The sequence below is a fragment of the Pseudonocardia sp. TMWB2A genome (assembly GCF_017312135.1).
In genome coordinates this window covers 1772639-1791814 of the sequence record NZ_QKQY01000001.1, presented here as the reverse complement: position 1 = coordinate 1791814, position 19176 = coordinate 1772639, and the positions used below count along the sequence as shown (strand labels likewise).

Sequence of the window (19176 nt, the reverse complement as noted above, 5' to 3'; positions counted from 1 at the left end):
TTAGGACGCCCCCTCCTTATGCGGAACCATGTCTGGCAGTTGCTTGATCCATTGTTTCAATAACGCAACGCCTTCGTCATGCACACTGTTGCGGCCGAGTTCGGGCATGGAGATGCCGGGATCGAGGCTTTCCATGCGATAGATCATGATCGACTGGTCGGGGTGGCCCGCCGCTATGTCGAAATCAAAGCCGCCGGATGCGCGGCCCGCTGCGACGGGGCGCTTGCCAAGGCCTTTGGCGACCGGGCTTTTCTCGTCCCAGTTGAGGTTCAATCCGCTATTGCTCGCCGGGCCTTGGGGGTTGTGGCAATGGCCGCAATTGGCATCAAGATAGGCATGGGCGCGTGCGTCCAGGCTGCCGCTTTTGGGATCATTCCACACCGGCACCCGCGCCACCGTCGGCATAAGGCCGAACGGATTGCCCGCAAGATTGCGCGCCTTGGGGCCAATGGGGATGATCGCCCCGCTCACATCATGACAGCCTTTGCACTGGTTGCTGTTCGGCACCGCATAATTGACCGTGCGCGGCTTGCCGTCGCTATGCGTCCATGTGACGTCCGTGCGCATCCCTGCGCGCTTCAAATCCGCATCCGACCCGTCCGCGCGCCACACATAGGGGAGCGCGACCCAGCCCGACTTGCGATGCAGCAACAGCCGGGTTTCAATCATCCGGATATTGTCATCGGGCCGCCTTATGTCCGCCGGAAAGCCGAAGCTTTTGACCAGCACCGCGCCGACCGGAAAGTCGGGCAGGCCTTCGCCCTTCCACGTTAATTGTGTGCCTTTGGGCAGATAAAGATAACGCCATTTTTCGGCATAGTCCGAAAAGAGCGGCGTGTTGAGGCTATAGGGCATGACGCGCTGGTTCGCCTTCATCCCTTGCTTGCCGATGAGCAGACGGAATTCGGACAGGGTTGCGGGGAGCGTATCCCCGCTAATCAGCGCATCATTGACGGGCGCGGTGCCGACTGCGCTGGCGAGCAACAGCCAGCCGAGCGGCGTTACGGCCAGCGCAAGGATTTTTGCGCCTTTCTTCACTTGATCGCATCCTCCATCGCCTGCGGCAAGGTGATGCGCGTCGGCTTCACCACATCCACTGCGCCTGCAGGGGCTATCGGTTGCGGCTTGATGGTCGAAAGATCCGCGCTCGGCGAGGCGAGGCCAAGGCTGAGCGCCGGGCTTTCATGGATGTGGATCCCGCTGCCGGTGCCGTCCCAGATGACCGGAGGGAGCTGCCCTCCGAAGGCAGAGGCCAATTCCGCCCCGCCCGGAAATTGCGGTCCCGGCGCCCAACCGGCGCGGCCTAGCTTATTATTATAGACGACCACATTGCGCGACACGGGATTATAATTTTTATCCTCGAACGGCGCGCGATAGCCTGCGATCAAAATATTGGTCGTGGCATTGTCGCTAATCTCGTTATCGAAAATATGCACATTTTCGTTCGCCATGATGAGCACACCCGTGCCGTTGGGAACGGTGGCGACGATATTGCCTTTGGGCGCGAAATTGGGCGTGTCATTATTGCTGATCTTGTTCGCAAACACATTAATATTGCGCCCGCCCATCTGCGGCAGATTGGGGAGGTCGAACACAAGGATACCGCCCGTATTATGCGTCGCGACATTATTGTGGACGTCGGCGTCATAGCTGTTTTCAATCTCGATCCCCGCCACATTATAATGGGCGGTCGAATTGCGCACGATGATGTTTTTGGACTGGCCGACATAGATACCCGCATCCGACGCGCCGCTCACCGTGACGCTATCGACCAGCACATTGGTCGAGGACACCGGATAGACGCCATAAGCGCCGTTGGTTTCTTTCGGGCCGCCGGTCCAGGTCACCGCAAGCTTGTAGAAAGTGATGTTGGTCGAGCCTTTGGCCTTGATGCCATCGCCCTTGCTGTCCTCGACCGCAAAGTCGCGCAGCAGCACATCGTCGGATGTCACGAGCAGGCCTTCGCCCGACCCTTTTTGCCCCTTGAACGACAGGATGGTCTTGTCCGCACCCGCGCCGCGCACCGTGACTTTATCAACGTCGAGCGACAGGCCATCGGTAAATTCATAGCGCCCCGCGGCCAACTCCACCACATCGCCGGGCTGCGCATCAATGAGCGCGGTCTGCACCTTCTCCTGCGCATTACCGCCAGCGGTAACCGTGATGGTCTTGGCCGCAAGCGGAGCCGCCAGACTGGCCGAGCCAAGCAAGGCAACAAGCATAAGGCCGCGAATAAGCGGACGGGGGGTGATAAGGTTCATAATAAAGCGATCCTCTCCAAATCTTGCCCCTATCCAGCCAGCAAGCGGGGGGTAAGTCAACGGTCTTTTTAACACATGTGTCAGTGAGAGGGTGGGGGGCGGGGAGGGGTGGGGGAGTGGTGGAGGAGAAAGGCGATTATTTTATAGAGGCTTGAAGCTATTCTCCCTCTCCCCTTGTGGGAGAGGGTTGCGCAGCGTTAGCGAGGCACGAGCTTACGCGAAGCTGGGTGAGGGGTAAGCGGACGGCACGACCGCGCGAACCTTCGGTTCGCATCACCCTCATCCAACTGCGCCTAACGCGCGTACGCGTAAGGCTTCGTATCCTTCCCCCATCAAGGGGGAAGGTTTTTGGGAGACGGGGAGAAGGTTTAAGTGGGGTCTGTCCTTTATCTTCTTTTCCCCATCCCCATCCCCATCCTAGTCTCTCCACCCCCACCCCCACCCACTTTCCCTATTGCGTGCGCCTGATAAAGTTTGCAGCATCAACATCATGATCAAAATCATCGCAGGCATCGGCCTTATCGGCCTTATCGCATTGGGCTTATGGTTGCGTTTTGCGCGCAGGCCGCAGCGGCTGGACCATCTGGACCGCTTGTGGGGGAGCAGTGCGGGGCGGCGGATTGCGGCGGATATTGCCTATGGCGACCATCGCCGCCAGCGCCTCGATTTTTACGCACCCAAGGCGGTAGACGCAGCGCAAGGCGAGGCACCCAAGCCGTTGCTCATCTTTTTCTATGGCGGAAGCTGGAACAGCGGCGACAAATGCGATTATGCTTTTGCTGCCAAAGCCTATGCCGAACGCGGTTTCATCGTGGCGCTGCCCGATTACCGGCTGGTGCCGGAAATCCGCTTTCCTGTCTTTCTTGAAGATGCCGCCACCGCCGTTGCCAAGGCGCGCGCCGAAGCGCAAAAATATGGCGCCGACCCCGACCATATCCTGCTCGCAGGCCATTCGGCGGGCGCGCATATAGCGTTGATGCTCGCGCTCGACCCGCAATGGCTGGAGCGCGCAGGCGTTCCGGCGGAGGCCATCAAAGGCGTGGTCGCCTTGTCCGCGCCCGCCGATTTCCACCCCTTCACCATGCCCGCCGCGATTGCCGCAATGGGCCATGTCGAGCCGCCCGACCTCACCCAGCCGGTGCGTTTTGCGCGCGCCGCAGCCCCGCCTTTATGGGTCGCGACCGGGACCAATGACACGCTCGTCCATGCGCGCAACAGCCGCGCAATGGTCGCCGCACAACAGGCCGTGGGCGGCACCGCCACCTTGCGCGAATATGAGCGGCTCAACCATGTCGAACCGCTCATGGCCATCGCGCGCACCTTTCGCAACAAAGCGCCGGTGCTGGACGAAAGCGTGGCCTTTTTGAAGGGACTGGCCTGAGCTGCATAGCCTTACGCTTTGCACCATTATGAACCCAACTCCGGCTCGACTTGCGGGGGGCGTGGTCCATAGTCGGTCGAGCCGGTGCAACGGCGCACCGGGGTCAACAGGAGAGGTGCTATGAAAAAATTTGCCAAACGCGCGGCATTGGTTGCAATCGGTTCGACGATGATGCTGACGGCGGCCCACGCCGGGTTAACCGATCGCGTTTATGTGCATCAATATATTTATTATAGTGACGCTTCCAAAACGACGATGGTGGGGTCGGCCAATGGCTATTGCGGGGGCAATGGTAATGAAGAATGGATCCATATCACCGGTCAAACGACCAGCCATTATGACAAGGTGGCGTTCGGTTATTGCGACAATGGCATGATTATTTATTTCTAATTCCGCGTAAAAACACAAAAATAAGGGGATCAAGCCGTCGGGCCCGATCCCCTTTGATTATCGGGTTACGCCGGACGGGACCGGCGCATTTGGGCTTATTGCGGGGCCTTATTGCGCGGGCGCGAGTTCGATGACTGTGCCATCGGCATTGGCCAGCATGACCTTGCCCGCATCGCCCGCCGTCACGGTGAGCGGCTGGCCAAGCATCTGGCCGAGGCTGGTTTCGCGCTCGGCAAGGCCCGGTGCGGGGCAGGCCATGCGGGTCATTGCGACGGGGCCGAACGTCAATGTCGCCCCCTCTTGCGTATAGCTGCCGTTCATCAGGTTACAGCCTGCGGTCGCGCTGATATTGCCCTGTTCGAACTGCATGGTGGCGGGGCGGACATCGCCTTCGCCGCCGGTGGCGCTCCCTGCGATCGACACAATTTTCCACTTGGTCCCGGCGAGCGCGACCGCTGCGGGGGCGCTGGCGTTCGGGGTGGTGTTGCTGTCTGCCGACGTCGTCGTGCATCCGGCAAGGGCGAGGGCACCGGCAACGGCGCCAATCAGATATTTTGTCATAATGATCACGCTATAGCGGGGCGAATCTGTGTGTTTGCTGAATGAAAACAAAGAGACATGGTGCGCGGTGCAATGGGAAAAGCCTGTCCTACGCTGGTGGCGCGCAGCTACCCTTGTCCACGATTCGACAAAATTTTGACGTTTTTAAAGAGGCGGAGCGGCATGGCGGGACAACAGATTGCGGGCGGCGGCGCGGGCAGGGCGCGCGATAGGCTGACAGGCGGTGCGGGGATGCCCCATATATTGTGCCTCGCACCTCCTACAAAAAAGGCCGATTTGCCTGAACTTTGCGAAGCTAAGGGGGTGTTTTTGGCAGAAAGCCGAGGGTTTATGGATTTTATCCTACCGACCACAATATATGGGGGGGGATGGCACCGAACGGGCTTTCCGTCGGGGAGGCGGGCCGACATAAAAAGCCGTTGCGCGGACGCCGCTTTCAAGGCAACGGACGGGGCATGACTGACGCCTTGCCCGCTCCCGTTACCGCGCTGTTGCTCGCCGGACGCCGTCCCGGGATTGACCCTTTGGGCGCAGCTTATGGCGTCGAGGACAAGGTGCTGATCCCGATTGCGGGCGAGCCGATGCTGTCGCGCGTCGCCAAAATTTTGGTATCGCATCCGCGCATCGCCAAGCTGGTCGTGGTCGCGCAAGATCCCGCCGCCTTGTTCGGCGAGGAGGCAACCCGCTGGATGGCGATCCACCATAAGGTCGCGACCCTGTCCGGCCCGTCGTCGGTGTCGGCGGCGGTCGAAGCAGGGCTGGCGCAACAAGGCGGGCCGCTGTTCGTCACGACCGCCGACAATGCGCTCCTGACCCATGCGATGATCGACCATTTTCTGGCGCAAGCGACGGGCCATGATGTTGCGGCGGGCGCGGTCGAACGCCGGATTTTGCTGGCCGCCTATCCCGCATCGGCGCGCACTTGGCTCAAGTTCAAACAGGGCTGGTGGTCGGGCGCGAACCTGTTCTGGTTCGGCGGCCCCAAGGCCAAGCCCTTGCTCGACCTGTGGCGCGGGATTGAACAGGACCGCAAAAAAGGCTGGAAAGTCATTGCGAGTTTCGGGCCGATCTTGCTGCTCGGCGCGGCCTTGCGCCTCATCACCGGTCCCGATGCAGTCGCGCGGGCCGGGCGCAAATTGGGACTGGACGCAAAGCTTGTCGCCATGCCGCAAGCCGAAGCGTGCATTGACGTGGATAAGCCTTCCGACGTGGAGCAGGTGGAAGCTATATTGGCCGCGCGGGCTGCGGATAAGGGGGCATGATTGCCCCGCGCTCAACCCTTCGGCGTGAGTTTCAGCAAACGCCCTTGCGAGCCTTGTGCGCCGTCTTCCAGTAGCCAGATGGCGCCATCGGGGCCTTGTTCGACTTCGCGGATGCGCGCGCCCATATCCCATTGGTCGCCTTTTTTGGCGTTGGTGCCGTCAATATCGACGCGGATAAGCGCCTGACCCGACAGGCCGCCGATAAACGCATCGCCCTTCCATTGCGGGAACATAGCGCCCGAATAGATCATCAGCCCGCCCGGCGAAATCGAAGGATTCCACCAGACTTTTGGGGCTTCAAATCCGTCGCCCGGCGCATGATCGGGGATGGGCTTACCGTCATAATGGTCGCCGTTCGACACTTTGGGATAGCCATAATTCAAGCCCGGCTGGATGAGGTTGACCTCGTCGCCGCCTTTGGGGCCCATTTCCTGCTCCCACAAATTGCCCGCCGCATCAAAGGCCAGCCCGAGCAAATTGCGATGGCCATAGGACCAGACCGCCGGATGGAAGCCCTTGGCCGCGAGCGGATTGCCTGCTGCGGGCGTGCCGTCGGGGTTGAGGCGCAGCACCTTGCCAAGCGTTACTTTGGGGTCTTGCGCGGGGTCGAATTTCTGCCGCTCTCCATTGGTGAAGAACAGATATTTGCCATCGGGCGAGAAAGCGATGCGGCCCGAATAATGGCCATCGCCCGACACATAGGGCGTCGCGCGGAAGATGGTTTTGAGGCCGGTGAGCTTGGGCGCATCGCCGCTGGTGTCGAGCTTGGCGGTTGCAAGCGCAACGCCCTTGCCGCCTTCGCCCGTCTCGGAAAAGCTCAAATAAATAAGCCCGCTGGTGGCAAAGTCGGGCGACAGGACAACGTCCATCAACCCGCCTTGCCCCGCGCTATCCACCTTGGGTGCGCCGCTTACGTCCAAGACCGGACCGTCGGCCTGCCATAATTTGAGCGTGCCCGCTTTCTCGGTAATCAAAGCGCGGCCATCGGGGAGGAAGGTCATCGCCCAAGGCGCGTTGAATTGCGCGACGTCGGTCACCGTGAACGGCTTGTCGGCGGACGTCGTAGCATTGGCCTCTTTTGTCTGCGCATTTTGTGTGTCTGCATCCGTGCCGGGGGTGGCGGCATTACAGGCGGTGAGGCTTAACGAAGCGGCGGTAAGCAGGAAGGCGGCGCGTATCATCATGATTATATCTCCGGCTGGCTTTGGCATATCACTATCTCCCTAACGCGGATGCTTCGCAAGGGTTGCCATCGGGCATAAGGCCTGCGCGGGGATTCCACTTGCGCAAACAGACGCGCTCGCTTATATGGCTTTCCATCTCTCGACATCGGTAGCGAAGTTGGGGTCGGGGCCACACGGTTCCGGCAACAAAGGCGCTTGGTGTTTTTCGGGGATATTTACTGGTTTTTGGATATGCCCGCTCTTTTTGGAAATGAAAGTCGTTGATGGCCGATATTGCCGATCTTGTTGCACTGGTGGAGCCCGAAGCCAAGGCGCTCGGATTTGATCTGGTGCGCGTGATGCTGTTCGGCAGCGATGATGAACGCACGCTCCAGATTATGGCCGAGCGCCCCGATACGCGCCAGCTTAATATTGACGATTGCGCCGATTTGTCGCGCCGTATTTCGGAAAAGCTGGATGCGCTGGAAGAAGCGGGCAATGACCCGATTGAAGGCGCATACCGGCTTGAAGTGTCGTCGCCCGGCATCGACCGTCCGCTGACGCGCGCCAAGGATTATAATGACTGGGCGGGGCATGAGGCCAAGATTACGCTCACCGAAAAACTGGACGGGCGCTTGCGCTTTAACGGCACGATTTTGGGCATGGATGATGAAGGCATGGTCGCCGTCACCGACCGCGAAGGCGTGACCCACGGCATCCCCTTTGCCGCTATCGACAATGCCAAGCTTGTGCTGACCGACAAATTAATCGCCGCAACCGTGCCGCTCGTGGCGGACGGGGCGGACGAAGAAGAAATTGAAGATAGCTCTGACGAAGAAGGACAGGATTGATGGCCAACGCCATTTCTGCAAACAAGGCTGAACTGCTTGCGATTGCGAACGCGGTTGCGACCGAAAAGATGATCGACAAGGCCATCGTGATCGAAGCGATGGAAGAAGCGATCCAGCGCGCCGCGCGCGCGCGCTTCGGTCAGGAAAACGACATTCGCGCAAAGCTTGACCCGATGACCGGCGACTTGCGCTTGTGGCGCGTCGTCGAAGTGGTCGAGCAGGTCGATGACTATTTCAAACAGGTCGACCAGAAGCAGGCCGATAAGCTGCAACCCGGCTCCAATGTCGGCGACTTCATCGTTGACCCGCTGCCCCCGATTGATCTGGGCCGCATCGACGCGCAATCAGCGAAGCAAGTCATCTTCCAGAAGGTGCGCGACGCCGAGCGCGAGCGCCAATATGAAGAATTTAAGGACCGCGTTGGCGAAATCATCACCGGCGTCGTCAAGTCCGTCGAATTCGGCCATGTCGTCGTGAACCTTGGCCGTGCAGAAGGCGTTATCCGCCGCGACCAGCAAATCCCGCGCGAAGTGGCGCGCGTTGGCGACCGTGTCCGCGCGATTGTCTTGAACGTCCGCCGCGAAAACCGTGGCCCGCAGATTTTCTTGAGCCGCGCGCACCCCGAATTCATGAAGAAATTGTTCGCGCAGGAAGTGCCCGAAATTTACGATGGCATCATCGAAATCAAGGCCGCTGCGCGCGATCCCGGCAGCCGCGCCAAGATTGGCGTTATCAGCCATGACAGCTCGATTGACCCCGTCGGCGCGTGCGTCGGCATGAAGGGTAGCCGCGTCCAGGCGGTCGTGCAGGAAATGCAGGGCGAAAAAATCGACATCATTCCCTGGTCCGAAGATACCGCGACTTTCGTGGTCAACGCGCTCCAGCCGGCAACCGTTGCCCGCGTGGTGATTGACGAAGATGAAGGCCGTATCGAAGTCGTCGTTCCCGACGATCAATTGAGCCTTGCCATCGGTCGCCGCGGCCAGAATGTGCGCTTGGCCTCGCAACTGACCAGCTCGGCCATCGACATCATGACCGAAGCCGATGCGAGCGATAAGCGCCAGAAGGAATTCGTCGCGCGCTCCGAAATGTTCCAGAACGAACTGGATGTGGACGAAACGCTGGCGCAGCTTCTCGTGGCCGAAGGCTTTGGCGAGCTGGAAGAAGTCGCTTATGTGTCGCCGGAAGAAATTTCGTCGATCGAAGGCTTTGACGAAGAATTGGCGGTCGAATTGCAGAGCCGCGCCGCCGAAGCCTTGGAGCGCCGCGAAGAAGCTTTCCGCACCGAACGCCGCGAACTCGGCGTCGATGATGCGCTTGCCGACATTCCGCACCTCACCGAAGCCATGCTGGTGACGCTCGGCAAGGCGGGCATCAAGACGCTTGACGACTTGGCCGACCTTGCGACCGACGAACTGGTGCAGAAGCGCCGCGTCGATCCGCGCCGCCGCGACAATGCGCGCACCGAACGTCCGGAAGATCGCGCCGGTGTGTTGGCCGAATATGGCCTGTCGGACGAGCAAGGCAACGAAATCATCATGGCCGCCCGCGCGCATTGGTTTGATGACGAACCCGCCGCCGCTGAAGCGGCTCCCAGTGAGGAGGCCGCCGATGCGGAAACCTCACAATGATAGCGTAAGCGCATCCGACATCACGAACGGGGACCGTGCTGGCAAGGCCAAGCACACCCCCGAACGCAAGTGCATCCTCACGGGCAAGCATGACGCGCGTGACACGCTGATCCGGCTCGCCATCGGGCCGGACGGGCAGGTCGCGCCGGACGTGCGCGCCAAGGCTCCGGGACGCGGCGCGTGGATAAGCGTGACCAAGGCCGAACTCATAGAAGCGCAGGCCAAGGGCAAGCTGAAAGGCGCGCTCGCGCGTGCGTTCAAGGGCGCGGCGCTGTCTGTTCCCGACAGCCTTGCGGATGATATAGAAACCCAGTTGCAACGGCTGACGCTTGACCGGCTGGGGCTGGAGGCACGCTCCGGCTTCCTCGTGTCGGGTGCGGAAAAGGTCGATACGGCCTGCCGGTCCGGACAGGTCGCGTTGCTCCTCCACGCCTCCGACGCGAGCGAGGATGGTCGCAAGAAACGCGACCAAAGCTTGCGGGTTGGCCTTGAAGAAGAAGGGTCGGGCAAGGGCGGAACCATCTTGCCTGTGGACCGCGGCCCCCTATCTATGGCATTAGGGCGCGATAATGCGGTGCATGTTGCGATTACCGATCGCGCCGCAGCCCAACGGATTTTGTCGGCACTCACCCGCTGGCAGTTTTACACCGGATGCGATACAGGCGCGAACGCCGACGACGGACCTCCCGTTGCGTCGGCTGTCAGCGATTGACCGCAGCGGTGGATAAGGCGGACTTTTTAATAAAGCCCGCAACGATGAATTGATACGAGATTAGAAGTAAGCAGGACGATAGATGAGCGACGATAACAACAAGCCGACACTGGGCCGCAAGCCGCTGGGCCTCAAACGCACCGTGGAAACGGGGCAGGTGCAGCAGCAGTTCAGCCACGGACGCAAGAACACCGTCGTTGTCGAGGTGAAGAAGAAGCGCGTGTTCGGTAAGCCCGGCGAAGCGGCCCCCGCGCCTCAGCCCGAACCGGTCGTCGAAGCGCCCAAGCCTGCCGCGCCCGCACCGGTCGCGCCCAAGCCTGCTGCCCCTGCGCCGCGCGTGAGCGAAGTCGAGCAGACCTTGACCCGCAAGGAAATGCAGGAAAAGCTGCTGCGTGAAGCCGAAGAAGCGCGCCTTGCGCTCGCCGAAGAAGCGCGCCGCCGCGAAGAACAGCAGCGCCAATCGGCCTCCGAAGAAGAAAAGCGCCGCGCCGAAGAAAATCGCAAGGCCGAAGAAGACGCGCGTATCGCTGCCGAAAAGGCGGCTGCCGAGGACGACAAGCGCGCGAGTGAAGCCGCCAAGGCTCCGTCCGCGCCTGCTGCCGAAGAGCCCGCCAAGGCCGAAGAAGCGCCTGCCCAACGTGGCACGACCGAACGCTTCCCGCCTGCGCGTAAATTCACGCCGGTCGAAGCGCCCAAGCGCCCCGAACAGCCCAAGCCCAACCGCAATCGTGGCGGCGATGATCGCCGTCAGGGCAAGCTCACCGTTACCCGTGCGCTTGACGAGGGCGATGGCGGTGCGCGGGCGCGCTCGCTGGCTGCGTTGAAACGCGCGCGTGAAAAGGAACGCCGCGCGCATATGGGTCCGGCTGGCCCGCGCGAAAAGCAGGTGCGCGACGTGGTCGTGCCCGAAGCCATCACCGTGCAGGAACTGGCCAACCGTATGGCCGAAAAGGGCGCGGACCTTGTCAAAGCCCTGTTCAAAATGGGCATGATGGTGACGGTCAACCAGACGATTGACGCGGACACCGCCGAATTGCTCGTGACCGAATTCGGCCACAATATCACCCGCGTGTCGGAAGCCGATATCGACATCGACACCGCGACCGATGTGGACGCGGAAGACACGCTCAAAGTGCGTCCGCCGGTCGTCACCATCATGGGCCATGTCGATCATGGCAAGACCTCGCTGCTCGACGCTTTGCGCGGCGCGAACGTCCAGTCGGGCGAAGCGGGCGGCATTACCCAGCATATCGGGTCGTACCAGATCACGACCAAGGACGGGCATCAGATCACCTTCCTCGATACGCCGGGCCACGAAGCTTTTACCGAAATGCGCGCGCGCGGTGCCAATGTGACCGACATTGTCGTGCTGGTGGTGGCAGCGGACGATGGTTTGATGCCGCAGACGATTGAGGCCATTAACCACACCAAGGCGGCGGGCGTCCCCATGATTGTCGCGATCAACAAGATCGACAAGGATGGCGCCAACCCGCAGAAAATCCGCGAACGTCTGCTCGAACATGAAATCATTGTCGAGGCCATGTCGGGTGATGTGCAGGACGTCGAAGTGTCGGCCAAGACCGGTCAGGGCCTTGAAGACCTCATCGAGAAAATCTCGCTTCAGGCCGAATTGATGGAATTGAAAGCCAATCCCGACCGTGACGCCGAAGGCACTGTCATCGAAGCCAAGCTCGACAAGGGCCGCGGTGCGGTCGCGACCATCCTTGTTCGTCGCGGCACGTTGAAGGTCGGCGATATTTTCGTCGTCGGCACCGAAAGCGGACGTGTCCGCGCGATGGTCAATGACCAAGGCAAACAGGTCAAACAAGCCGGCCCCTCGATGCCGGTCGAAGTGCTGGGCCTTGGCGGTGTGCCGATGGCCGGTGACACGCTGACGGTCGTTGAAAATGAAGCGCGCGCGCGTGAAGTGGCGAGCTATCGTCACGAACAGGCGACGCTGAAACGCACCGCGATGGCGCCTGCCAGCCTTGAAAATATGTTCTCGGCGCTGGCAGACAAAGCCAAGATCATCGAATTCCCCGTACTCGTCAAAGCCGATGTGCAAGGGTCGGTGGAAGCGATTGTCAACGCGCTCAACAAGCTGTCGACCGACGAAATCCGCGTGCGGGTTCTCCATTCGGGCGTCGGCGCGATTACCGAAAGCGATGTGACGCTGGCGTCGGCATCGAGCGCGCCGATTATCGGCTTCAACGTCCGCCCCAACGCCAAGGCGCGCGAAGCGATCGAGCGCAACAAGGTGCGTTTGAAATATTTCGATGTCATCTATCACCTCACCGAAGACATCGCCAAGGAAATGGCGGGCGAGCTGGGTCCGGAAATCATCGAAACCGTGGTTGGCCGTGCGGAGATCAAGGAAATCTTCAACGCGGGCAAGAAGGACAAGGCGGCTGGTCTGCTCGTCACCGATGGCTACATCAAGAAGGGCATCCACGCCCGCGTTACGCGCGACGATGTTATCGTATCGAAAACCATCATCGCGTCGCTGCGTCGCTTCAAGGACGATGTTGCCGAAGTGCGCGCTGGCCTTGAATGTGGTGTGGTGCTGGAAGGTACCAACGACATCAAGCCGGGCGACACGCTGGAAGTGTTCGACGTTGAAGAGCGTGCGCGCACGCTTTGAGGCGCATCGGAATGATGGTGAAGTGCTAGGCTGCACTGGGTCCCCGCCTGCGCGGGGACACGGTTTGGTATCAATTCATTGTTCCCCCGCGAAGGCGGGGGCCCAGTGCGGCACAACTCTACCGTTAAATGGAGCCGCATTGCCATGACCTTCGGCGCACCCATCCCGATCCTGCGCAGTTTCGATGAACCCAAAACCAAGGAATTCTATTTGGAGTTCCTTGGCTTCGCCCTAGAATTCGAACATCGCTTCGAACCCGAAACCCCGCTCTATATGGGCGTCAAGAAAGGCGATTGCGTCCTCCATCTGTCCGAACATTTCGGCGATGCGACCCCCGGCGCGGCCTTACGTATCCCGGTCGATAATGTGACCGCCTATATGGAAGAACTACGCGCCAAAAATTATCGCCATGCGCGCCCCGGTATGCCCGAATTGCAACCGTGGGGCACACACGATATCACCATCCAAGACCCGTCCGGCAACCGCCTGACCTTTTATTCCGGCGCATAATCGCTTCAAATAATTAGCACTTGCGCGCAGGTTATCCATATCCGATAATTGCCTATGGATATCCGACTCTCGAAAACGGCCCATCGCGCGCTTTTGAAGAGCAATAAAAGGGAGGTTATCCGCAAGAAAATCGCAGAATTGGCGGAAGACTGGACCAGTCAGGCGGCCAATATAAAGAAGTTGCAAGGCAGGCCGGAATTTCGCTTGCGGGTGCAGGATTGGCGGATTTTGTTCCGCATCGAAGATGATATTGTGTGGATCGACGATATTGCGCCGCGCGGATCGGCTTATGAGGATAAAGCATGACGGTTCAGATTGTTAAAATTGCGGGGCAGAAAATAGCGATGCTTCCGTTTGAAGAATATCGAAAACTGATGGATGTCGCCGAGGACAAGGCCGACGAACAGGTGGCGGACGCGCTTGCCGCACGGCGCGATGCGGGCGAAGAATATCTGCCGGTGGAACTGGCGGACCGCATCATGGATGGCGAAAATCCGTTGCGTGTGTGGCGCACCTATCGCGGCCTTACCCAAGGCCAGTTGGGGCAGGAAGTTAACCGTCAGGCGGCGTTCATTTCCAAACTGGAAAGCGGCGAGGCTGAAGGCGGCGTGGGTTTATGGGCGCGTCTTGCCGATGCGCTCGGCGTAACAATCGAAGATATAGCACCGGTGCAATAATGGCGAAGCATAATGATACATCTCCCGAAGGCCGGTCGGTCCGCGTGTTGCGCGTGGGCGAGCAGGTGCGGCATATTTTGTCGGACATTTTGATGCGCGGGGACGTGCATGATGATGTGCTGGCCAAGCATCAGGTGTCGGTCACCGAAGTCCGTATGTCGCCTGACCTGCGCCATGCGACGGTGTTTGTGAAACCCTTGCTTGGCAAGGATGAGGAAGTGGTGCTGAAAGCCTTGCGCACCAACACCGCTTACCTTCAACGCGAGGTCGCGACCCGGGTGAAGATGAAATATGCGGCGAAACTCAAATTCCTCGCCGATGAAAGCTTTGACGAAGGCACGCATATTGACCAGCTTTTGCGCGACCCCAAGGTTGCGCGCGATCTGGACGACGCAGACACGGACGAGGTCTGAGTTAGAGGAGGGGGTGACATGAAACGGACGGGAATATGTGAAGGGGTTGCGGCTTGCATGTTGGCAACCATAGCAACGCCTGCTTTGGCGGACTCCGATGATTTGCTGCCTGCGCCGGTTCCCGATGTTCCGACAATGGCCCGCAGCGCCTCTGGCTTTGTGCCGCCGGGATGGGAACTCGAACGCACCGCGCGCGGGGATTTGAACGGGGATAAACGTCCCGACCTGGCGTTGGTCATCCGCAGCACCGATAAAAATCTCGTCATTGCGAACCCGAACGGACTGGGCGCGGACTCCTTCAATTCCAATCCCCGCGCGATCATTGTCGCTCTCAACTTGGGCGCGCGGGGCTATGGATTGTCGGATGTGAGCACCAAGCTCATCCCCCGCATTGATAACGCCATTATCGACGACCCGTTTGGCGAGAGCGAGATGGTAATCAAAAAAGGCGTGTTGTTGGTCAGCATCCGCTTTTGGGCGAGCGCGGGGAGTTGGTCGATGAGCAACACCACCTTCACCTTCCGTGACCAGAATGAGGCGGTCCAACTCATCGGCTATGATCAAACCCATATCCATCGCGCGAGCGGCGAAATGACGACCACCAGCGTCAATTATATGACCGGTCGCATGAGCATCGGCAAAGGCTCGATCGAGCATGATCGGGTCAAAAAGGCATGGAAAAATATCGGCAAAACGCCGCTTCTCCGGTTGTCCGAAATGGAGAATGGGTGGGATTTTGACCCCGCGCGCGGGAGCGACAATTAGGGACGATCATGGCCAAGCTTTATTTTTATTATTCGTCGATGAATGCGGGCAAATCGACGACCTTGCTGCAAGCCGATTTCAACTATCGCGAGCGCGGGATGCGGACCATGTTGTGGACCGCCGCGCTCGATAACCGTTATGGCGAAGGCTCGATAACCTCGCGCATCGGATTGAAGGCCGACGCGCATCTGTTCGATCCGGAAACGGATTTATTTGAAGCGGTGATGGCGGATGTCGCCACGCATGGCGCGCTTGCTTGTGTGCTGGTCGATGAAGCGCAGTTCCTCACCAAAGCGCAGGTGTTCGGCCTCGCGCGGCTTGCCGATGAAAGCAATATTCCGGTGCTGGCTTACGGCCTGCGCACCGACTTTCAGGCCGAACTGTTTCCGGGGAGCGCGGCGCTGTTGGGGCTTGCCGACGCGCTCATCGAGATTAAGGCGGTGTGCCATTGCGGGCGCAAATCGACGATGAATTTGCGCGTCGATGCGCACGGCAAGGCGGTCAAGCAGGGCGCGCAAACCGAAGTCGGCGGCAATGACCGTTATGACGCGCTGTGCCGCAAACATTTTATGGAAGCCTTGGGTGGATAGCTCCAAGCGGCCGGACATAGCGGCGCTGATGGTGCCGATGGGGGAGGGCGATCTATGCCTCATCCCCATGACCGCCAATCATCGCGAAGGCTTGCGGGCCTGTTGCGACGCGGACCCCGATATTTGGGATATTTACCCCGTCAATATGGGCGGCGCGGCGTTTGACAGCGCATTTGATACCTTCCTCGCCAACCCCGCGCGGCATATTTTTGCGGTGCTGCTGGACGGGCAGGTTGTGGGCATGACCAGCTATCTCAATCTGGCGCTGGAGCGGCAGGCATTGGAGATTGGCGGCACCTTCATGGCCCCGCATGTGCGCGGCACCGGCCTTAATGCGCGCGTCAAAAGGCTCATGCTCGCCCGCGCGTTCGGCGAAGGCATACGCCGCGTGCAATTCCTCATCGACGAGCGCAATAAGCGCAGTCAGGCGGCGGTGTTGAAATTGGGCGCAACCAAGGAAGGCGTGCTGCGCGCCGAACGCATCACCTGGACCGGCCATGTGCGCGATACGGGGGTGTTCGGATTGCTGCGCGAGGAGTGGGAACAGGGGATGCCCCCGCGCGTTTGATAAGCTAATACAACAACTTCCGTTCGTGTCGCGCGAAGTCGAAAGACGCACAGTAAAAGACGCACTGCATAGGCTAATATGTTCCGGCAAGTGCGACGCGAGTTGAGGTCGCTTCCTCTAACCTGCATCTGGATCCAGACGATGATGAAATATCCGCTTAGCCTATTGGCCTTTGCAGTCTTGGCCGTTCCTGCCACGGCGCAAAATACCAAGCCCACCCATAGCTGGCCGCAACTGGGCGTCGAGGCTTCCATCCCCTTTGCCAATCATCGCGGCGTCCGCAATTTTGAACCCGATGGCGATGACGGCATCTGGTTACAGGATATGCGCGACCGCTGGTATTATGGCAAGATTATCGGGCCTTGCACCGGCCTCAATTTCGCGACCGCTATCGGCTATGAAACGCGAGGAACATCAAGTTTAGACAAGTTCAGCGCAATCCTTGTCGATGGGCAGAAATGCCAGTTGGAAAGTCTTGTAACATCCGACAAGCCGCCCTCCAAAAAGCAACGCGAAAAAGCGCGGGCCGAGCGGCGTGCGGCGGAAAAGCAGCAGGCCGAAACGCCGCGCTAAAATTGACAAACCCCTCATGCTCCCGCAAGGGCGGCGCGGTTGATATAAGCGCGAGGGACGGGTTTGGATAATCTGGCGGAGACAATTTACACGATTGCGACATGGCTGGTGCCGCTCGCTTTTGCGATTGTGTTCCATGAAGTCGCGCATGGCTATGTCGCGCGCCATTATGGCGACCCGACGGCGGCGAACCTCGGGCGGTTGACGCTCAACCCGGTCAAACATATCGACCCGATTGGCACGGTGGCTTTGCCGACCTTTCTTGCAGTCATCGGCGCGCCGATTTTCGGCTGGGCAAAGCCGGTGCCGGTGATCGAGCAACGCTTGCGCAATCCGCGTTGGGATATGGTCAAGGTTGCTGCCGCCGGGCCTGCCAGCAATATCGCACTCGGCATTATCGCATCGTTAGTGACGGGGCTGTTCCTGCTCGCGGTTCAAGGAAGCGCGCCGACACCGGTGACCCAATTTCTGTTCGATAATCTGCGCAATTTCATCATCATCAACGTGTTTCTGGCGGTGTTCAATATGCTGCCCTTGCCGCCATTCGATGGCTCCAAAGTGCTGGCCGGTTTTCTGCCGCCCGCACTCGCCGAACCCTATAAGGCGCTCGACCGGTTCGGTTTCCTGTTTCTGCTTTTGCTCATCCTCCTTGTGCCGCGCGTAACCGGCGTCAATGTGGTGAGCGCGGTCATCCTGCCGCCGGTCGAATGGATTATGGGCGTTATGGGGCAGATTATCGCTGTGATTGCGGGTTAGGGCGCGGGGACAGGGTAAGCGATGCACGGCTGGATCATCATCGACAAGCCTTTGGGGCTGGGCTCGACCCAAGGGGTCAGCGCGGTCAAGCGGGCGCTGCGCGAGGGCGGCTATCCCAAGGTCAAGGTCGGGCATGGCGGCACGCTCGACCCGCTCGCGACCGGCGTGTTGCCGATTGCGTTGGGCGAGGCGACCAAGCTTGCGGGGCGGATGCTCGATGCCAGCAAAATCTATGATTTCACGATTAGCTTCGGCACCGAAACCGACGGGCTTGACGCCGAAGGGGCGGTGGTCGCAACCAGCGATGTGCGCCCGACTTTGGCGGAAGTTGAAGCGATACTGCCGCGCTTCACTGGCCCGATTGCGCAAATCCCGCCCGCTTATTCCGCGATCAAGATAGACGGGAAACGCGCCTATGACCGCGCGCGCGCAGGCGAAGTGGTCGAGATGAAAGCGCGGGAAGTGGAGGTATATTCCTTACAATTCCTCCCCGGCACGGGGAGGGGGACCGCCCGCGTAGCGGGTGCTGGAGGGGGCTCTCCGCCCGCGCAACAGGCGTTGGACAATGCTGATAGCCCCCTCCACCAGCCTGCGGCTGGTCCCCCTCCCCGTCCCGGGGAGGAATTAGGAGACATCACCCTTACCGCCCATGTGTCGAAAGGCACCTATATCCGCTCCCTTGCGCGTGATATATCCCACGCCCTCGGCACGGTCGGGCATGTTACCATGTTGCGCCGCACCAAGGCGGGGCCGTTTGGCCTTGACCGCGCGATTTCGCTGGACATTCTGGAAAATCACGCTAAAGCCCGCACGCTTGAAGACATATGCTTGCCGCTGGAGGCAGGGCTGGACGACATCCCGGCTCTTGTTCTCACCCCCGATCTGGCAAGGCTGATCCGTCAGGGTCGGGTCTTGGACGGGATTGCCGCTGATGAAGGACTTCATTGTGCCTGGGACGAACATGGCCCGGTCGCACTGGTGAATGTCGAGGACGGGAATGTCCGCGTCGTCAGGGGCTTTAACCTTTAGGATGTTCGAAGGAATAGATTATGACGATTACGACGGAGCGCAAAGAAGCGCTGTCCAAAGAATATGGCCGTGCAGAAGGCGACACCGGTTCGCCGGAAGTCCAGGTTGCGATCCTCACCGAGCGTATTACCAACCTCACCGACCATTTCAAGAACAACCACAAGGATAATCACAGCCGCCGTGGTCTGTTGATGATGGTCAACAAGCGTCGTTCGCTGCTTGACTATCTCAAGAAAAAAGATGCCGGGCGTTATACCACGCTCATCGGCAAGCTGGGTCTTCGCAAGTGACACAAATGCTCGGCTCCCGTTTTCGGGAGCCGATTGTTTTTTGTGTCATCCCCGCGCAGGCGGGGATCCAGCTTTCATAACGCACGTTTGATAGCTGGCATTATACAACACTGGGCTCCCGCCTACGCGGGAGCACGTTAGAGGGGCACAGG

At 59.8% G+C, this 19176-nt stretch carries 22 protein-coding genes; 18 read left to right on the top strand and 4 right to left on the bottom strand.

The features are described 5' to 3' along the window. Entirely contained in the window at positions 1-1038 is a 1038-nt protein-coding gene (locus DMP17_RS08325; RefSeq protein ID WP_337828605.1) for a hypothetical protein, read from the bottom strand. Continuing rightward, the gene (locus DMP17_RS08320; RefSeq protein ID WP_337828604.1) at positions 1035-2261 is read right to left on the bottom strand and encodes a parallel beta-helix domain-containing protein; all 1227 of its coding nucleotides are present in this window, start codon (positions 2259-2261) and stop codon (positions 1035-1037) included. The genes DMP17_RS08325 and DMP17_RS08320 overlap by 4 nt, the downstream gene beginning before the upstream one ends. Before the next feature lie 490 nt (positions 2262-2751). Here DMP17_RS08320 and DMP17_RS08315 point away from each other — a divergent pair, with 490 nt between their 5' ends. Beyond that, the gene (locus DMP17_RS08315; RefSeq protein WP_337828603.1) at positions 2752-3642 is read left to right on the top strand and encodes an alpha/beta hydrolase; all 891 of its coding nucleotides are present in this window, start codon (positions 2752-2754) and stop codon (positions 3640-3642) included. 120 nt (positions 3643-3762) lie between these two features. Further along, positions 3763-4032 carry a hypothetical protein gene (locus DMP17_RS08310; protein ID WP_337828602.1) on the top strand — a complete coding sequence of 90 codons (270 nt, stop codon included), beginning with the start codon at positions 3763-3765 and terminating at the stop codon, positions 4030-4032. A gap of 108 nt (positions 4033-4140) precedes the next feature. Here DMP17_RS08310 and DMP17_RS08305 read toward each other — a convergent pair whose 3' ends face one another. Continuing rightward, the gene (locus DMP17_RS08305; protein ID WP_337828601.1) at positions 4141-4593 is read right to left on the bottom strand and encodes an META domain-containing protein; all 453 of its coding nucleotides are present in this window, start codon (positions 4591-4593) and stop codon (positions 4141-4143) included. Positions 4594-5048: 455 nt separating this feature from the next. Between DMP17_RS08305 and DMP17_RS08300 the strand changes: the two genes are divergently transcribed. After that, positions 5049-5855 (top strand): nucleotidyltransferase family protein, encoded by an 807-nt coding sequence (locus tag DMP17_RS08300; RefSeq protein ID WP_337828600.1) that lies wholly within the window; start codon positions 5049-5051, stop codon positions 5853-5855. Positions 5856-5866: 11 nt separating this feature from the next. On the opposite strand, the gene DMP17_RS08295 is transcribed toward DMP17_RS08300, so the two are convergent. After that, the gene (locus DMP17_RS08295) at positions 5867-7039 is read right to left on the bottom strand and encodes a PQQ-dependent sugar dehydrogenase (RefSeq protein WP_337828599.1); all 1173 of its coding nucleotides are present in this window, start codon (positions 7037-7039) and stop codon (positions 5867-5869) included. A 263-nt stretch (positions 7040-7302) separates the two neighbouring features. Between DMP17_RS08295 and rimP the strand changes: the two genes are divergently transcribed. The 15 genes from rimP to rpsO all read left to right on the top strand — a co-directional run bounded on the left by rimP (position 7303) and on the right by rpsO (position 19024). Next, complete coding sequence (gene rimP / locus DMP17_RS08290; RefSeq protein WP_337828598.1) at positions 7303-7869, top strand: ribosome maturation protein RimP; 567 nt, start codon at positions 7303-7305, stop codon at positions 7867-7869. After that, complete coding sequence (gene nusA, locus DMP17_RS08285) at positions 7869-9500, top strand: transcription termination factor NusA (protein ID WP_337828597.1); 1632 nt, start codon at positions 7869-7871, stop codon at positions 9498-9500. Before rimP ends, nusA begins: the two co-directional genes overlap by 1 nt. Beyond that, on the top strand, positions 9481-10212 hold the full coding sequence (locus tag DMP17_RS08280) for a DUF448 domain-containing protein (RefSeq protein ID WP_337828596.1): 732 nt from the start codon (positions 9481-9483) through the stop codon (positions 10210-10212). The genes nusA and DMP17_RS08280 overlap by 20 nt, the downstream gene beginning before the upstream one ends. 82 nt (positions 10213-10294) lie before the next feature. After that, entirely contained in the window at positions 10295-12853 is a 2559-nt protein-coding gene (gene infB / locus DMP17_RS08275) for a translation initiation factor IF-2 (RefSeq protein ID WP_337828595.1), read from the top strand. Between the two features lie 144 nt (positions 12854-12997). Then, positions 12998-13363, top strand: coding sequence for a glyoxalase superfamily protein (locus tag DMP17_RS08270; RefSeq protein ID WP_337828594.1), 366 nt, complete (start codon positions 12998-13000; stop codon positions 13361-13363). A gap of 54 nt (positions 13364-13417) precedes the next feature. Beyond that, positions 13418-13669 (top strand): type II toxin-antitoxin system RelE family toxin, encoded by a 252-nt coding sequence (locus DMP17_RS08265; protein ID WP_337828593.1) that lies wholly within the window; start codon positions 13418-13420, stop codon positions 13667-13669. Further along, positions 13666-14040 carry a helix-turn-helix transcriptional regulator gene (locus DMP17_RS08260; RefSeq protein WP_337828592.1) on the top strand — a complete coding sequence of 125 codons (375 nt, stop codon included), beginning with the start codon at positions 13666-13668 and terminating at the stop codon, positions 14038-14040. The genes DMP17_RS08265 and DMP17_RS08260 overlap by 4 nt, the downstream gene beginning before the upstream one ends. Continuing rightward, positions 13980-14453, top strand: coding sequence for a 30S ribosome-binding factor RbfA (gene rbfA / locus DMP17_RS08255; RefSeq protein WP_337828591.1), 474 nt, complete (start codon positions 13980-13982; stop codon positions 14451-14453). The genes DMP17_RS08260 and rbfA overlap by 61 nt, the downstream gene beginning before the upstream one ends. Before the next feature lie 57 nt (positions 14454-14510). After that, complete coding sequence (locus tag DMP17_RS08250; protein WP_337828590.1) at positions 14511-15218, top strand: hypothetical protein; 708 nt, start codon at positions 14511-14513, stop codon at positions 15216-15218. Between the two features lie 8 nt (positions 15219-15226). After that, a complete protein-coding gene (locus tag DMP17_RS08245; protein WP_337828589.1) occupies positions 15227-15808 on the top strand; it encodes a thymidine kinase in 582 nt (193 codons plus the stop codon). Between the two features lie 28 nt (positions 15809-15836). Continuing rightward, on the top strand, positions 15837-16376 hold the full coding sequence (locus tag DMP17_RS08240; protein ID WP_337828588.1) for a GNAT family N-acetyltransferase: 540 nt from the start codon (positions 15837-15839) through the stop codon (positions 16374-16376). Between the two features lie 141 nt (positions 16377-16517). Then, positions 16518-16949 (top strand): DUF6491 family protein, encoded by a 432-nt coding sequence (locus tag DMP17_RS08235; protein ID WP_337828587.1) that lies wholly within the window; start codon positions 16518-16520, stop codon positions 16947-16949. Positions 16950-17012: 63 nt separating this feature from the next. Next, positions 17013-17705 carry a site-2 protease family protein gene (locus tag DMP17_RS08230; protein WP_337828586.1) on the top strand — a complete coding sequence of 231 codons (693 nt, stop codon included), beginning with the start codon at positions 17013-17015 and terminating at the stop codon, positions 17703-17705. A gap of 21 nt (positions 17706-17726) precedes the next feature. Then, positions 17727-18734, top strand: coding sequence for a tRNA pseudouridine(55) synthase TruB (truB, locus tag DMP17_RS08225; protein WP_337828585.1), 1008 nt, complete (start codon positions 17727-17729; stop codon positions 18732-18734). Between the two features lie 20 nt (positions 18735-18754). After that, positions 18755-19024, top strand: a complete 270-nt coding sequence (rpsO, locus tag DMP17_RS08220; RefSeq protein ID WP_337828584.1) for a 30S ribosomal protein S15 — start codon at positions 18755-18757, stop codon at positions 19022-19024. Positions 19025-19176 lie beyond the last annotated feature (152 nt).

Excerpts from the sequence above, each read along its gene's own strand:
- rpsO (WP_337828584.1), top strand. The coding sequence starts at position 18,755 with ATGACGATTACGACGGAGCGCAAAGAAGCGCTGTCCAAAGAATATGGC.
- DMP17_RS08240 (WP_337828588.1), top strand. The coding sequence starts at position 15,837 with ATGGTGCCGATGGGGGAGGGCGATCTATGCCTCATCCCCATGACCGCC.
- DMP17_RS08310 (WP_337828602.1), top strand. The coding sequence starts at position 3,763 with ATGAAAAAATTTGCCAAACGCGCGGCATTGGTTGCAATCGGTTCGACG.
- infB (WP_337828595.1), top strand. The coding sequence starts at position 10,295 with ATGAGCGACGATAACAACAAGCCGACACTGGGCCGCAAGCCGCTGGGC.
- DMP17_RS08265 (WP_337828593.1), top strand. The coding sequence starts at position 13,418 with ATGGATATCCGACTCTCGAAAACGGCCCATCGCGCGCTTTTGAAGAGC.
- DMP17_RS08300 (WP_337828600.1), top strand. The coding sequence starts at position 5,049 with ATGACTGACGCCTTGCCCGCTCCCGTTACCGCGCTGTTGCTCGCCGGA.
- truB (WP_337828585.1), top strand. The coding sequence starts at position 17,727 with ATGCACGGCTGGATCATCATCGACAAGCCTTTGGGGCTGGGCTCGACC.
- nusA (WP_337828597.1), top strand. The coding sequence starts at position 7,869 with ATGGCCAACGCCATTTCTGCAAACAAGGCTGAACTGCTTGCGATTGCG.
- rbfA (WP_337828591.1), top strand. The coding sequence starts at position 13,980 with ATGGGCGCGTCTTGCCGATGCGCTCGGCGTAACAATCGAAGATATAGC.
- DMP17_RS08245 (WP_337828589.1), top strand. The coding sequence starts at position 15,227 with ATGGCCAAGCTTTATTTTTATTATTCGTCGATGAATGCGGGCAAATCG.
- DMP17_RS08235 (WP_337828587.1), top strand. The coding sequence starts at position 16,518 with ATGATGAAATATCCGCTTAGCCTATTGGCCTTTGCAGTCTTGGCCGTT.
- DMP17_RS08280 (WP_337828596.1), top strand. The coding sequence starts at position 9,481 with ATGCGGAAACCTCACAATGATAGCGTAAGCGCATCCGACATCACGAAC.
- DMP17_RS08250 (WP_337828590.1), top strand. The coding sequence starts at position 14,511 with ATGTTGGCAACCATAGCAACGCCTGCTTTGGCGGACTCCGATGATTTG.
- DMP17_RS08320 (WP_337828604.1), bottom strand. The coding sequence starts at position 2,261 with ATGAACCTTATCACCCCCCGTCCGCTTATTCGCGGCCTTATGCTTGTT.
- DMP17_RS08295 (WP_337828599.1), bottom strand. The coding sequence starts at position 7,039 with ATGATGATACGCGCCGCCTTCCTGCTTACCGCCGCTTCGTTAAGCCTC.
- DMP17_RS08260 (WP_337828592.1), top strand. The coding sequence starts at position 13,666 with ATGACGGTTCAGATTGTTAAAATTGCGGGGCAGAAAATAGCGATGCTT.
- DMP17_RS08270 (WP_337828594.1), top strand. The coding sequence starts at position 12,998 with ATGACCTTCGGCGCACCCATCCCGATCCTGCGCAGTTTCGATGAACCC.
- rimP (WP_337828598.1), top strand. The coding sequence starts at position 7,303 with ATGGCCGATATTGCCGATCTTGTTGCACTGGTGGAGCCCGAAGCCAAG.
- DMP17_RS08315 (WP_337828603.1), top strand. The coding sequence starts at position 2,752 with ATGATCAAAATCATCGCAGGCATCGGCCTTATCGGCCTTATCGCATTG.
- DMP17_RS08305 (WP_337828601.1), bottom strand. The coding sequence starts at position 4,593 with ATGACAAAATATCTGATTGGCGCCGTTGCCGGTGCCCTCGCCCTTGCC.